The organism is Marivita sp., assembly GCF_020055635.1.
Taxonomy (GTDB): Bacteria; Pseudomonadota; Alphaproteobacteria; order Rhodobacterales; family Rhodobacteraceae; genus Marivita.
Genome location: NZ_JAIPUT010000012.1, coordinates 46568 through 59578, shown reverse-complemented (window position 1 = coordinate 59578; position 13011 = coordinate 46568). Strand labels below are relative to the sequence as shown.

Genomic DNA, 13011 nt, shown 5'->3' with positions numbered 1-13011 from the left:
CGGGCAAAACCTAGGCGGTCCCGCTGTCCTCTACAATGGGGCCAAATGGCTCTGGCCCGCTTTTCACCGCAGCGATGTCAATTCCTGTGCAATTTGCGCGCCAAGACGGGCGTTGTTGAGCACAAGCGCGATATTGGCGTCGAGCGAACGCCCTTCGGTCAGTTCGAAGATGCGTTGCAGAAGATAGGGCGTCAGCGCCTTTCCGGTGATGCCGTGGGTTTCGGCATCCTGCGTGGCGCGGGTGATGATCGGGTGGATCTCGGCATGCGGGATCTCGGCCTCGGCGGGGATCGGGTTGGCGATCAACTGACCTCCGGGAAGGCCGAGGGCGCGGCGCATCTGGTGGGCCCTGGCGATCTCGAGGGCGCTGTCGGCGCGCAGCGGAGCCTTGAGCGTGGAGGCGCGCGACCAGAAGGCGGGCAGCGCGTCCTGGCCGTAGGCCATGACCGGCACGCCCAGGGTTTCCAGCACTTCGAGCGTCTTGGGCAGGTCGAGGATGGCCTTGGCCCCGGCGGCAACGACGGTGACCGGGGTCTGCGACAGTTCCTGAAGATCGGCGGAGATGTCGAAGCTCTGATCCGCGCCGCGATGCACGCCGCCGATGCCGCCGGTGGCGAAGACGGCGATCCCGGCAAGGTGCGCGGCGATCATCGTGGCGGCGACGGTGGTCGCCCCGGTGCCGCCATTGGCGAGACAGACCGCCATGTCGGCGCGGCTCAGCTTGGCGACCTGCCTGGCCTGCGCCAGCGCTTCGAGCTGGTCGCTGTCCAGCCCGACGCAGAGGCGGCCGGCCATCACCGCGATCGTCGCGGGTTCGGCGCCGTGCTCGCGGATCGTGGCTTCGATGGCGCGGGCGGTTTCGAGGTTCTGCGGCCAGGGCATGCCATGGGTGATGATGGTGGATTCGAGCGCCACGACGGGGCGGTCGGCATCAAGCGCGGCCTGAACTGCTGGCGAGATATCGAGGGGAAGGGGGGGCATGGATCAGGTTCCTCCGGCAACATAGGCCGCGGCGGTGGCAAGCGCGCGGTGCAGGGCGGTGGGGCGGTTCGCACCACGCATTTCGGACGCGATATGGGCGGCCATGAAGGTGTCGCCCGCGCCGGTGACGCGGGTCACCATGACCTCGGGTGGGCGTTCGGCGAGGATGCCCTCGGAGGTGGCGTCGCAGGTGACGTTGCCGCCATCGGTGACCAGGGCGCGGGCCGCCCCCCGTTCGACCAGCGCGGCCCCGGCCTGTGGCGCGCTTTCGAACGTGGTCTGGCAGAGCAGTCCGGCTTCTTCGAGGTTGACGTAAAGCACGCCGTGGCCGCTGCGCAGGAAGGGCAGAAGACGCTCGGCCTTGCCGGGCGAGGCGGGCGCGATGCGCAGGTCGGCCCTGGAAAACGCCGGGTGCCGCGCGATCTGGTCGAGCAGGGTTTCGGTCAGGTTGCCATCCAGCGCGATCGGGCCGGGAAAGGGCGCCTCGACAAACCCGAGCGGGCCGGTGATCAGCGGTCGCAGGATCTTGTCGCCCGCCTGTTCCAGCGAATGTGCGTCGGCGATGGCGGCGATCAGCCCGTTCTTGCCTTCCACGGCCATGTACTGATCCGTGGGCAGATCGTCCGAACGGTAGATATGGTCGGTGATCAGGCCCAGCCGGTCGCAGGCCAGCACCAGTTCGTTGCCTTCGGGATCGCGGCCGACCACGCTCAGGAGCGCCGGCACAAGGTCGAACCGGGCCAGCGTCATCGCGATGTTCAGCGCCACGCCGCCGGGCAGGCGGGTGATGTGACCCGGCACGTCGGCGCCGTGTTTCATGTGGCGGTCCGAACGGCCGATCACGTCCCAGAGGACGGAGCCGATGCAGAGGATATCCGGGCGGGTGGTCATGGCTGTTTCATCGCCCGAGGACAGGGGCAGCGCAAGTCCCGGATTTCGAAACCGGCGGTTGCGCGGCCCATTGTTGCCGAAGGCGCTTTGTGGCAGGGCTTTGCCGAAGATTGAACGAAGGCAAGCGACAATGATGAAACCGACCCTGATGCGCCCCGGTGGGCTTCCTGAAACCGCGTCGACCCCGGTGGTCACGCCGCTGATGCCCTCGGTGGTCTATGCAAGCGAAACGCCCGATCGGCTGGATGACCAGTACGAGGGCCGCGCGCAGGGCTACACCTATGCACGCGAGGGCCATCCCAACGCGGATGTGCTGGCGCGCCGGGTGGACGCGATGGAAGCCGCGCCGCAGCCGGGACTGGTGGTCGGGTCCGGCATGGCGGCGGTGACGGCGGTTCTGCTGGGGCTGTGCAAGGCCGGCGACCATGTGGTGGGAGGCGATCAGCTTTACGGGCGGTCCTTGCGCATGATGCGGGACGATCTGCCCCGGCTGGGGATCGCGACAAGCCTCGCCGATCCGACGGATGTGGGTGCGGTTGCGGCAGCGCTGCGGCCCGAGACGCGGTTGGTGCTGATCGAGGTCGTGTCGAACCCGACGCTGCGGATCGCCGATGTGCAGGGCATCGCGGATCTGTGCCGCGAGACCGGCGTGCTTCTGGTGGTGGACAACACCTTCACCACGCCGCGCGCGGTCAGGCCGTTCGAACTGGGGGCCGATGTGGTGCTGCATTCGGTGACAAAGCTGCTGGCCGGGCATTCGGATGTGACGCTGGGTTGGGTCGCGGCGCGCGAGGCCGACCATGCCAAGGCGATCTATGATTTTGCCGTCACCACCGGCCTGACGCCAAGCCCGTTCGATTGCTGGCTGGCCGAGCGTGGGCTGATGTCCTTCGATCTGCGCTTTGACCGGGCGGAGGCGACGGCGGCGCGGTTGGCGGACCATTTGGCGGCGCAGCCCGGCGTCAAGCGGGTGCTCTATCCGACGCGGCCCGATCATCCCGACCGCGCCCGCGCGCAGGGCTTGTTGCAGGGGCGCGGCTGCAACATGGTCAGTTTCGAGCTGGAGGGCGGCCGGGCCGAGGCCAATGCCTTTACCAGGGGGGCCGACCAGATCGCCTTTGCGCCGACGCTGGGCGACGTGGGCACCACGCTGTCCCATCCCGCATCGTCCTCGCACCGGGCGCTGACGCCAGAAGCGCGCGAGAAGCTGGGCATGAGCGAGGGATTCTTCCGGGTCTCCGTCGGTCTGGAAGATCCGGACGCGTTGATCGCGGCGTTTGACGCGGGTCTGGCGGCGGTGGCGGCGCGGAAATGACCGCGGCGCCCCGCGACGTCCTGATGATGCTTGGCATCCCGGCGCTTCTGATCGCGCCGGATGAACGGATTTTTGCGGTCAACGACGCCGCGGAGAAGCTTCTGGGCCGGAATATCGAGGGGCGGCATTTCATCACCGCGCTGCGCCAGCCGAACCTGCTGGACACGATCGAGCAGGTGCAGCGCGACGGCACCAGGCGCGAGACCCGCTACCTGGCGAGCGACGGGCAGCACGACACCACCTTTCGCGTCACCTGCGGGCCGGTGCCGATGCAGGGGCGCTCGGGCATCTTGCTGTCCTTCGAGGACATCACGCCGGTCGAACAGGCCGACCAGATGCGGCGGGATTTCGTGGCGAATGTCAGCCATGAACTTCGCACGCCGCTGACGGCGCTTCTGGGATTCATCGAAACGCTGCAAGGACCGGCGCGCAACGATCCCAAGGCGCAGGAGCGGTTCCTGCGCATCATGGGATCCGAAGCGGCGCGGATGAACCGGCTGGTGTCGGACCTGCTGTCGCTGAGCCGGGTCGAGGCCAGCGAGCGGGTGCGCCCGGTCGATCCGGTGGAGCTTGGCGCGGTGATCCGGCAGACACGGAACAGTCTGGCAAAGATGGCCGAGGAGGCCGGGATCGAGGTGTCCCTGCATCTGCCCGACGCGCCGCTGGTCATTCCCGGCGACGCCGACCAGCTGCGGCAGGTGCTCACGAACCTGCTGGAGAACGCGATCAAGTATTCCGAGCGCGGTAGTTTCGTGCGGGTCAGTCTGGGGGCGGCGGATTACGAGAGCCGGTTGCGCGGGCAGGGCGTGCGGGTCGAGGTCTCGGACACCGGGCCGGGGATCGAGGCGGTACATCTGCCCCGCCTGACCCAGCGGTTCTACCGGGTCGACAGTCATCGGTCCCGCGACCTTGGCGGCACCGGGCTGGGGCTGGCGATCGTCAAGCACATCGTCAACCGTCACCGCGGTCGGTTGCAGGTGGACAGCCAGCCCGGCAAGGGCACGACCTTCACGGTGATCCTGCCGCTGGATGGCAAGCAGGACTGATCGACGCGCTGGTGAGCGGCGTTTCCATCGATGGAAACGGAATGATGCGGTGACGCATCATCCGCCGGTGACACGGGCTCAGCCCAGCGAATATCCCGCCCCGCGTACGGTGCGCAGCGGATCGGCACCGCCGGTTGTGGTCAGGGATTTGCGCAAACGCCCGATATGGACGTCCACCGTCCGGGTGTCGACATAGATGTCACGGCCCCAGACCCGGTCGAGCAATTGCTCGCGCGACCAGACACGGCCGGGCTTTTCCATCAGCGTCGACAGCAGGCGGAACTCGGTCGGGCCCAGCTTGATGTCCGCTCCATCACGCGTGACGCGGTGGGTTTCGGCATCCAGCACGATATCGTCGAATTCCAGCCGCAGACCGGCGGCGGCCGGGCGGGTGCGGCGCAGTTGCGCGCGCACGCGCGCCATCAGCTCGACCACGGAATAGGGCTTGATGACATAGTCATCCGCACCTGTCTCCAGCCCCCGCACGCGGTCCACCTCTTCGGAACGCGCCGACAGCATGATGATCGGCACGCTGCGCGTGTCGGGCCGCGTCTTGAGCTGGCGGCACACTTCGATGCCCGACACGTTGGGCAGCATCCAGTCGAGAACGATGATGTCGGGCTGTTCCTCGGCAACGAGCAGCAGCGCCTCCTCGCCATTCTCGGCGGTGGCGACACGGAAGCCCTCGGCTTCGAGATTGTAGCCCAGCACCTCGCGCTGTGCCGGTTCGTCTTCCACGATGAGTACGGTGGGCTGGACGGAATTCATGGTCTGTGTTCCGGTTTAAGACGTCGTCGACAGGCGCGCATCGGACGAGGTGACATCTTCTTTCTGGCGCGCCTCTTCGGGCTTGTCGCCAGTCACGAGGAACACCACCTGTTCGGCGATCGACGTGACGTGATCCCCCATGCGTTCGACGTTCTTGGCGATGAAATGCAGGTGCATGCAGGGTGTGATGTTGCGTGGGTCTTCCAGCATGAAGGTCAGGAACTCGCGGAAGAGGGTGTTGTACATCTGGTCGATGTCGATGTCGCGGTCGATCACGTCGCGGGCCAGCGCTTCGTCGCGCTGGATATACGCGTCGAGCGCATCCTTCAGCATGATCTGCACGTCGCGCGCCATGCGGCGCAGCTGCGACGCGGCGCCGTTGATCGAGGGCATCGACATCAGGATCGCGTTGCGCTTGGCCAGGTTCTTGGCCAGGTCGCCGATGCGTTCGAGGTTGGCACTGATCCGCATGACCGACAGGATCACCCGCAGATCGACCGCGGTGGGCGCGCGCAGTGCGATCACGCGGGCGGCCTCCTCGTTGAGCAGCTCTTCGAGCTGGTCGATCGTCTTGTCGTTGTTCCGGACCTGGTCGGCCAGTTCCTGATCGCGGGTTTCCAGCGCTTGCGCTGCATCGAGGATGGCCTGTTCGACGAGGCCCCCCATCTTCATGATCCGCGCCTGAATCCCTTCGAGATCGCGGTCGAAGGCGCTTGAGATATGCTGTTGCGATGAATTCACGGTTTTATCCAATCCGTCCGGTGATGTAGCTTTCGGTGCGGCTGTCTTCGGGGTTTGTGAAAATCTTGGAGGTATCGTCGTATTCCACGAGGTAACCGAGGTGGAAAAACGCGGTCTTCTGGCTGACCCGCGCGGCCTGCTGCATGGAGTGGGTCACGATCACCACGGCGTAGTTCTGGCGCAGCTCGTCGATCAGTTCCTCGACCTGCGCGGTGGCGATCGGGTCGAGCGCGGAGCACGGCTCGTCCATCAGCAGCACTTCGGGTTCGGTCGCAACGGCGCGCGCGATGCAGAGGCGCTGTTGCTGCCCGCCCGAAAGGCCGGTGCCGGGAGCCTGCAGCCGGTCCTTGACCTCGTCCCAGATGGCGCCGCGGCGCAGGGCGCGTTCGACGATGTCGTCAAGCTCGGCCTTGTTGCGGGCCATGCCGTGGATCTTGGGGCCGTAGGCGACATTGTCGTAGATCGACTTGGGAAACGGGTTCGGCTTCTGGAACACCATGCCGACCTTGGCACGCAGCTGCACCGGGTCGACGCGCTTGTCGTAGATGTCATCGCCGTCGATCAGGATGTCGCCCTCGACGCGACAGATGTCGATGGTGTCGTTCATCCGGTTGATACAGCGCAGAAAGGTCGACTTGCCACAGCCCGAAGGGCCGATGAAGGCCGTGACGGTGTTGTTCTCGATCTCGACCGACACATCCTTGATCGCGTGGTTCTCGCCGTAATAGACCTGCACGTCCTTGGCTTTGATTTTGACGTCAGTCACGGCCGTCTCCTGTGTGGTGTAGTGAGGTGCATCGTACATGAGGCAGGGTCCTTGTTACCAGCGGCGCTCGAAGCGACGGCGCAGAATGATGGCAATGATGTTCATCGTCAGCAGGAAGATGAGCAGGATGATGATCCCGCCCCAGGCTTTTTCGTAGAACCCCGCATCGGCGCGGGCGGCCCATGTGTAGATCTGTGCCGGCATCGCGGAGTTGGGGTCGATGAAGCCGGATACAACCCCTTCGGGATAGGCGCGGGCGATAAAACCGACCATGCCGATCAGCAGCAGCGGCGCGGTTTCGCCAAGCGCCTGGGCCAGACCGATGATGGTGCCGGTCAGGATGCCGGGCGCGGCCAGCGGCAGGACGTGGTGGAACACGGTCTGCATCTTTGAGGCCCCGACCCCCAGTGCGGCTTCGCGGATCGAGGGCGGCACGGATTTGAGCGACGCGCGGGTCGAGATGATGATCGTCGGCAGGGTCATCAGCGTGAGCACCAGGCCACCGACCAGAGGTGCCGATTGCGGCAGGTGCATGAACTGGATGAACACCGCAAGGCCAAGGATGCCGAACACGATGGACGGCACGGCGGCAAGGTTCGAGATGTTCACCTCGATCAGGTCGGTGAACCAGTTCTGCGGTGCAAATTCCTCGAGATAGATCGATGCGGCCACGCCGATGGGCAGCGACAGGGCCAGCACCACCAGCATCATGAAGAACGACCCGATCACCGATACGCCGATGCCCGCGCCGCCGGGGTTGTCGACGCCGGAATCCGATCCGGTGATGAAGTTCCAGTTGAAGCTGGACGTGATGATCCCCGCATCGGCCAGCGCATCCACCAGATCAAGGTCGCTGACCATCAGGAACCGGCTGTCCACCACCGTGTCACGGGTGACGCGGCCCTTGAAATATCCGTCGACACGCGACGATGCGGCCAGATCGAACGTCACCGGCGTGCCGATCCGGTCCGGGTTCTCGAGGAAGAACTCGCGAATGGTGCCGCCGGTCTTGCCGAGCAGACGTTCGATGGCGGCCGGGTCGAAAGCGACCTCCAGCCCGCGCTCTTCAAGCTGGCCTTGCAGGGCTGCGATGAAGAGATCCTCATAGGCGCGGGTCTTGAGCATCTGGCTTTCGGCGGCGTCGAACTCCTCTTGGGTCAGGGTGAATTCGACCTGCACCTCGGCCTGCGTGAAGGCCGGAAGCCCCGAGCGCAGGATCGATACGGCGAGGACAACCAGAAAGAACAGGCCGATCAGGATCGCCACCAGACCGTAGGCCTTGAAGCGCTTTTCGGCGGCGTTGCGTTTCCTGGTGCGGGCGTCGACGGTTGTCAGACGTCCCTTGACGGGGGCGCTGTCCATGCTTGCGTCGGTCATTCGTACTGCTCCCGGTATTTGCGCACGATATAGAGCGCGAAGATATTCAGCCCGAGGGTGATGACGAAGAGCGTCATGCCAAGGGCAAAGGCCACCAGCGCTTCGGGTGAGGCGAAATCCGAGTCGCCCGTCAGCTGCGACACGATCTTGGCGGTCACGGTTGTCATCGCCTCGAACGGGTTGAGGCTCAGGCGGGCGGCGGCACCGGCGCCCAGAACCACGATCATGGTTTCCCCGATGGCGCGGGATGCGGCCAGCAGGATCGCTCCGACAATGCCCGGCAGGGCGGCGGGAAGCACGACCTGGCGGATGGTTTCCGATTGCGTCGCCCCCAGCCCGTATGACCCGTCGCGCATGGATTGCGGCACCGCGTTGATGATGTCGTCCGACAGCGAGGACACGAACGGAATGAGCATGATGCCCATGACAAGACCGGCGGTCATCACGGCGGTGCCGGACTGCATCCAGCCGAGGCCGTCGTCGCCGAAGACTTCGACCAGCAGCGGACCTACCGTCAGCAGCGCAAAGAGGCCGTAGACGATGGTCGGGATGCCGGCGAGGACTTCGAGCATCGGCTTGGCGAAGGCGCGGACCCGGGGGCTGGCGTATTCCGACAGGTAGATCGCCGCGAACAGCCCGATGGGCACCGCCACGATCAGCGCCACGATGGAGATATAGAACGTGCCCCACAAGAGCGGCAGAATGCCCAGATCGGATGCGCCACCGCGTCCCGAAAAGCTGGGCGCCCAGTTGGTGCCGAAAAAGAACTCGGACGCGGGGTAGAGGCGGAAGAATTCGATGGTGTTGAAGACCAGCGACAGGACGATGCCCAGCGTGGTCAGGATGGCAATCGACGCCGCCGCGATGAGCAGCGCACGTATGCCCTGTTCGACAGTGTTGCGCGCGCGGAATACCGGGTCGGTTTCGCGAAACGCCCAAAACGCGCCGGCCAGAGCGATCAGCAGAACCACCACCGCCATGATCTGCGACCCGATGGTGTTCATCACCCGGAACCGCTGCGCGGCGCGCAGGATCGGCTGCGTGATCTGCGACGTGACGATGGCCCCCGCGTTCTCGAGCCGCGTGGTGACATCGGTGAAATCGGTTCTGAGATTGCGCGCTTCGTCTTCGGACATCTCGCCACGCGCGACCGCGAGGTCAAGACCGTCGGCTGCGCGGCGCACTTCGGCCAGAACGAGGCCGCGCGACGAGCTGTCGGCAATGGCCGAGTCCGGGATCATGCCCGAGACCGCGTTGTTGACGTAGAATGGCTGCGCCAGAAGCCAGATCACCAAGACCAACAGGGCCGGGATCGCGGATTTCATTGCGGCATTGCTGCCATAGTAATTCGGAAGGGAATGCAGGGTGCGCCGGTCCTGACCCGACATCGCAAGGACGCGCGACCGGGAAAGGACAAACGCCGTAGCGGCAATCGCGAGGACGATCAGGAAAAGCCAGAGTAGCGGCATGGTGCCCCCAGGGTGTTCAGAGGTTGTTCCGGAAGAAAAAGGAGGCGGCGTGGTGTGCCGCCTCCTGATAGATCAGGTCTTCGGGCGATTACATGTCTGCGCCCATGACCTTTTCGTCAGCGACCATCTGCTGTGTCTTTGCCAACTCGGGGTCGGACACGAGGCCGTAGTTGGAGAGCGGGCCGTTCGGGCCTGCCAGATCATCGGAGATGAAGAACTGGGCGTAGTCCTTGAGGCCCGGGATCACGCCGATATGGGCTTTCTTCACGTAGAAGAACAGCGGGCGGGACACGGGGTATTCACCCGACGCGATGGTCTCGGTTGTCGGCTCGACGCCGGACATGGTCGCGACCTTCAGCTTGTCCTGGTTGTTCTCGTAGAACGCCAGACCAAACACGCCGATGCCGTTGGTGTTGGCGTCGATGCGAGCCAGTGTCTCGGTGTAGTCGCCGTCGATGTCGACCGACTTGCCGTCCTGACGGACGTCGAGGCAGGCGTCTTCCGCGTCGTCTTCGGACATGCCGCCCGAGATCATCGCTTCCATTGCGCCAGTGGCTTCACAGCCGACCAGCAGAACCTGCTCTTCGAACACTTCGCGTGTGCCGTGCTTGGTGCCGGGAATGAACATCGCGATTTCGGCATCCGGCAGATCGGCGTTGAATTCGGCCCAGTTCTGATAGTCGTTGTCGACCAGTTCGCCGTCCTTCATGACCTTCGCGCCGATGGCGTTGTAGATGTCGGACGGGACAAAGGCGTCGAACGCCGGGCCGGACTGCTGCGACGCGAACACGATGCCGTCATAGCCGATGCGGACTTCGATGATGTCGGTCACGCCATTTTCGGCGCATGCAGCAACTTCGGCTTCGCGGATCGGACGCGAGGAGTTCGCGATGTCGATGGTGTTCTCGCCAACGCCTTCGCAGAAGCGCTTGAGACCGGACGACGACCCGCCGGATTCCACGACCGGTGTCGGGAAGTCGGTGTTTTCACCGAACGCTTCGGCGACGATGGAGGCGTAGGGCAGAACCGTGGACGAGCCGGCGATCTGGACGTTGTCGCGGGCTGCAGCAGCCGTTGCGGAAACGGCAGCAATGGCAAGTGCCGATACGGAGAGTTTTACGGACATAATGTCAGCTCCTTGAGGTTGGACATCTCTCGGCCATCCCCCTGATGACCGTTGGCGCCGGATCTAGTCAGCTTTCGCCATGCTTTTGTGACAGTTGCGTAACAGTTTGATGACAGTCGTCGCCGGGGATGCCCTTGTCAGCGAAATACAGATTTATGACATTGTTATTAAAATAAAAATTTCTCTTATTGATCCCAGTGTTCTGATGGTCCCCACCTTTGCCCGATCGGTTTTTCCGGCTGTTTTGCCCCGAGAAACATGACAGTGGGCCTGCTGTCGCTAGAGTGGCCGGGGAATCACCGCCGGTTCGGGCGGTCACAGTCAGGAGCGGGACAGGACAGATGCCGGATCAGACCCAGACCGAAGCCATTCGCCGGGCCGTGCAGGACCGGTTCGCGGAGCAGTTGGACTTCACGCAGGCGCTGATGCGCTTTGCCTCGACGCGGGGCAAGGAACACGAGGTGCAGCAGTTCGTCCACGACGCGCTCGAGCAGCGCGGCTACGAGATGACCCGGTTCGAGATGGACCGGGCACAGATCGAGGCGCATGAAGGCGGCGGCAAGTTCAGTGAAGAGCATTCGGACGCGCCGATCGTCATCGGCACGCATGTTCCGACACGCGTTTCGGGAAACTCGCTGATCTTGCAATCGCATACCGATGTTGTTCCCGCAGGCCCGGCCGACATGTGGACCTCACCGCCCTTCGAGCCACGGATCGACGGTGACTGGCTTGCAGGGCGGGGCGGGGCCGACATGAAGGCGGGTCACGCGGCGATGATCTTTGCGATGGATGCGCTGAAGGCGGCGGGGGTTTCTCCGGCGGCGCGGGTCGAGATCCAGTCGGTCGTGGAGGAGGAATCCACCGGCAACGGCGCCTTGATGACCTTTCTCAAGGGGCACACGGCCGATGCCGTGCTGATCCCCGAGCCGGAAGAGGAAATGCTGGTCCGTGCCAATGTCGGCACGTTGTGGTTCGAGATCGAGGTCCGGGGCAAGCCGGTGCATGTGCGCGAGATGGGGGCGGGGGCCAATGCCATCGACGCGGCGCACCGGGTGGTCGGCGCATTGCGTGGTCTGGAGGAAAGATGGAACGCGCAACGGCACGACCATCGGCATTTCGAGGATCTGGACCATCCGATCAATCTCAATATCGGCAAGATCGAAGGCGGGGACTGGGGGTCTTCGGTTCCGGCGTGGTGCCGGATCCAGTGCCGCATCGCACTTTATCCGGGCATCCGGGCCGCCGACGCGGCGCGGGAGATCGAAGCCTGCATCGCGCAGTTCGCGGAACAGGACGGCTACCTGCGCAGCGCGCCGCCGGTCGTGCGGTTCAACGGGTTCTTTGCCGAAGGCTATGTGCAGGAACCGGGGTCCGAGGCCGAGGCCATTCTGGAGCGCGCCCATCGCGCCGCAACCGGGCAGCCGCTGCAAAGCTTCACCACGCCGGGATACCTAGATTGCCGGGTGTACCGGCTTTACAATGACATTCCGTCGCTGTGTTACGGTCCGATTTCCGAGAATATCCACGGCTTCGACGAACGGGTCAGCATCGCCTCGGTGCAGCGGATCACCGTCGCGATGGCCCTGTTCATCGCCGAGTGGTGCGGGGTGAACAAGATCTAGCTGGGTCGCAGTCGGGCTAGCAGCTGCCTTCGCGGAAGGCGACGACCTTGATCGTCTTCAGGACGATCGCCGCGTCCTTCAGGATCGTCCGCGTGCGCACATATTCCGTGTCCAGCCGGACACGCTGGCCGTAGCCGACGTCGCTGCGTCCGCTGACCTGCCACAAGCCGGTAAGGCCCGGACGTACCGACAGGTAGTCGAAGATCGCGTTGCCGTAATGCGGGATTTCGGCGTCCACAATGGGGCGCGGGCCGACCACGCTCATGTCTCCGACCAGGATGTTCCAGAGTTGCGGCAATTCGTCGATGCTGGAGCGGCGCAGCGCATCGCCGAGGCGAGTGACGCGGGGATCATCCTGAAGCTTTCGCGTGCTGTTCCATTCAGCCGCGGCCTCGGGATTGTTCCGCAGATGCTGGGCCAGGATGGCGTCGCCGTCTTCTGCCATCGTCCGGAACTTCAGGCACTTGAACCGTTGCCCCCGCTTTCCGATGCGTTCATGGGCGAAAAAGATCGGCCCCGGATCGGTGAAGCGGATCAGCAGCACCACCATCAGAAAGAGCGGAGACAGCAGGACAAGGGCCAAGGCGGCGAACACCCGATCGAAAACATGCTTAAGGACCGTGTCATTGTCCGGGATGCGGTGATCGTCGACAGCATGCCGTGGCCAGGTCGCGCCATCACGGGTCGACGCAGGAAAATCGACCCCGGCGGCCCTTCCAGCGATCTCGGCATCAAAGACCCCGCTGCCAAAGGGCAGGCGATCGATGTTGGCGAACTGCGAAGGACCGTTCTCGGTCCGATTCAAGGTCTTCATGCCCATACTCCCGGTCGTGCTGAAAACATTCCGACGGCGTGATGCCTGTCTCCGTTTCGCAGCTAACCGTGCGATGGGGGATCAGTTCCCGGAAA

Annotated in this window: 12 protein-coding genes; 3 read left to right on the top strand and 9 right to left on the bottom strand. The window is 64.4% G+C overall.

What is annotated here, in order from left to right; genetic code table 11:
• Positions 1-63: 63 nt before the first annotated feature.
• Positions 64-981, bottom strand: coding sequence for a pseudouridine-5'-phosphate glycosidase (locus tag LCF60_RS08370; RefSeq protein ID WP_292291064.1), 918 nt, complete (start codon positions 979-981; stop codon positions 64-66).
• 3 nt (positions 982-984) lie between these two features.
• A complete protein-coding gene (locus tag LCF60_RS08365) occupies positions 985-1872 on the bottom strand; it encodes a PfkB family carbohydrate kinase (protein ID WP_292291063.1) in 888 nt (295 codons plus the stop codon).
• Between the two features lie 133 nt (positions 1873-2005).
• On the opposite strand from LCF60_RS08365, the gene LCF60_RS08360 reads away from it, so the two are divergent.
• Together LCF60_RS08360 and LCF60_RS08355 are read left to right on the top strand one after the other, a co-directional pair.
• On the top strand, positions 2006-3187 hold the full coding sequence (locus LCF60_RS08360; RefSeq protein WP_292291107.1) for an aminotransferase class I/II-fold pyridoxal phosphate-dependent enzyme: 1182 nt from the start codon (positions 2006-2008) through the stop codon (positions 3185-3187).
• A complete protein-coding gene (locus LCF60_RS08355) occupies positions 3184-4233 on the top strand; it encodes an ATP-binding protein (protein ID WP_292291062.1) in 1050 nt (349 codons plus the stop codon). Before LCF60_RS08360 ends, LCF60_RS08355 begins: the two co-directional genes overlap by 4 nt.
• Before the next feature lie 78 nt (positions 4234-4311).
• Here the strand turns inward: LCF60_RS08355 and phoB are convergent, their stop codons facing one another.
• The 6 genes from phoB to LCF60_RS08325 form a co-directional block, all read right to left on the bottom strand.
• Positions 4312-5001, bottom strand: coding sequence for a phosphate regulon transcriptional regulator PhoB (gene phoB / locus LCF60_RS08350; protein ID WP_292291061.1), 690 nt, complete (start codon positions 4999-5001; stop codon positions 4312-4314).
• A gap of 15 nt (positions 5002-5016) precedes the next feature.
• Complete coding sequence (gene phoU / locus LCF60_RS08345) at positions 5017-5742, bottom strand: phosphate signaling complex protein PhoU (RefSeq protein ID WP_292291054.1); 726 nt, start codon at positions 5740-5742, stop codon at positions 5017-5019.
• A gap of 4 nt (positions 5743-5746) precedes the next feature.
• Complete coding sequence (pstB, locus tag LCF60_RS08340; protein WP_292291053.1) at positions 5747-6547, bottom strand: phosphate ABC transporter ATP-binding protein PstB; 801 nt, start codon at positions 6545-6547, stop codon at positions 5747-5749.
• Positions 6548-6562: 15 nt separating this feature from the next.
• Positions 6563-7885: a phosphate ABC transporter permease PstA gene (gene pstA, locus LCF60_RS08335; RefSeq protein ID WP_292291052.1), complete on the bottom strand. Its 1323-nt coding sequence runs from the start codon at positions 7883-7885 to the stop codon at positions 6563-6565.
• Complete coding sequence (gene pstC, locus LCF60_RS08330; RefSeq protein WP_292291051.1) at positions 7882-9354, bottom strand: phosphate ABC transporter permease subunit PstC; 1473 nt, start codon at positions 9352-9354, stop codon at positions 7882-7884. Before pstC ends, pstA begins: the two co-directional genes overlap by 4 nt.
• 88 nt (positions 9355-9442) lie before the next feature.
• Complete coding sequence (locus LCF60_RS08325; protein WP_292291105.1) at positions 9443-10483, bottom strand: substrate-binding domain-containing protein; 1041 nt, start codon at positions 10481-10483, stop codon at positions 9443-9445.
• A 338-nt stretch (positions 10484-10821) separates the two neighbouring features.
• On the opposite strand from LCF60_RS08325, the gene LCF60_RS08320 reads away from it, so the two are divergent.
• A complete protein-coding gene (locus LCF60_RS08320; RefSeq protein ID WP_292291049.1) occupies positions 10822-12102 on the top strand; it encodes an ArgE/DapE family deacylase in 1281 nt (426 codons plus the stop codon).
• A gap of 16 nt (positions 12103-12118) precedes the next feature.
• Here LCF60_RS08320 and LCF60_RS08315 read toward each other — a convergent pair whose 3' ends face one another.
• Positions 12119-12916, bottom strand: a complete 798-nt coding sequence (locus tag LCF60_RS08315; RefSeq protein ID WP_292291047.1) for a sugar transferase — start codon at positions 12914-12916, stop codon at positions 12119-12121.
• Positions 12917-13011: the final 95 nt, after the last annotated feature.

Coding starts and splice junctions, on each gene's coding strand:
- pstB (WP_292291053.1), bottom strand. CDS start 6,547: ATGTACGATGCACCTCACTACACCACACAGGAGACGGCCGTGACTGAC.
- LCF60_RS08315 (WP_292291047.1), bottom strand. CDS start 12,916: ATGAAGACCTTGAATCGGACCGAGAACGGTCCTTCGCAGTTCGCCAAC.
- LCF60_RS08365 (WP_292291063.1), bottom strand. CDS start 1,872: ATGACCACCCGCCCGGATATCCTCTGCATCGGCTCCGTCCTCTGGGAC.
- LCF60_RS08320 (WP_292291049.1), top strand. CDS start 10,822: ATGCCGGATCAGACCCAGACCGAAGCCATTCGCCGGGCCGTGCAGGAC.
- LCF60_RS08370 (WP_292291064.1), bottom strand. CDS start 981: ATGCCCCCCCTTCCCCTCGATATCTCGCCAGCAGTTCAGGCCGCGCTT.
- LCF60_RS08360 (WP_292291107.1), top strand. CDS start 2,006: ATGAAACCGACCCTGATGCGCCCCGGTGGGCTTCCTGAAACCGCGTCG.
- phoB (WP_292291061.1), bottom strand. CDS start 5,001: ATGAATTCCGTCCAGCCCACCGTACTCATCGTGGAAGACGAACCGGCA.
- LCF60_RS08355 (WP_292291062.1), top strand. CDS start 3,184: ATGACCGCGGCGCCCCGCGACGTCCTGATGATGCTTGGCATCCCGGCG.
- pstA (WP_292291052.1), bottom strand. CDS start 7,885: ATGACCGACGCAAGCATGGACAGCGCCCCCGTCAAGGGACGTCTGACA.
- pstC (WP_292291051.1), bottom strand. CDS start 9,354: ATGCCGCTACTCTGGCTTTTCCTGATCGTCCTCGCGATTGCCGCTACG.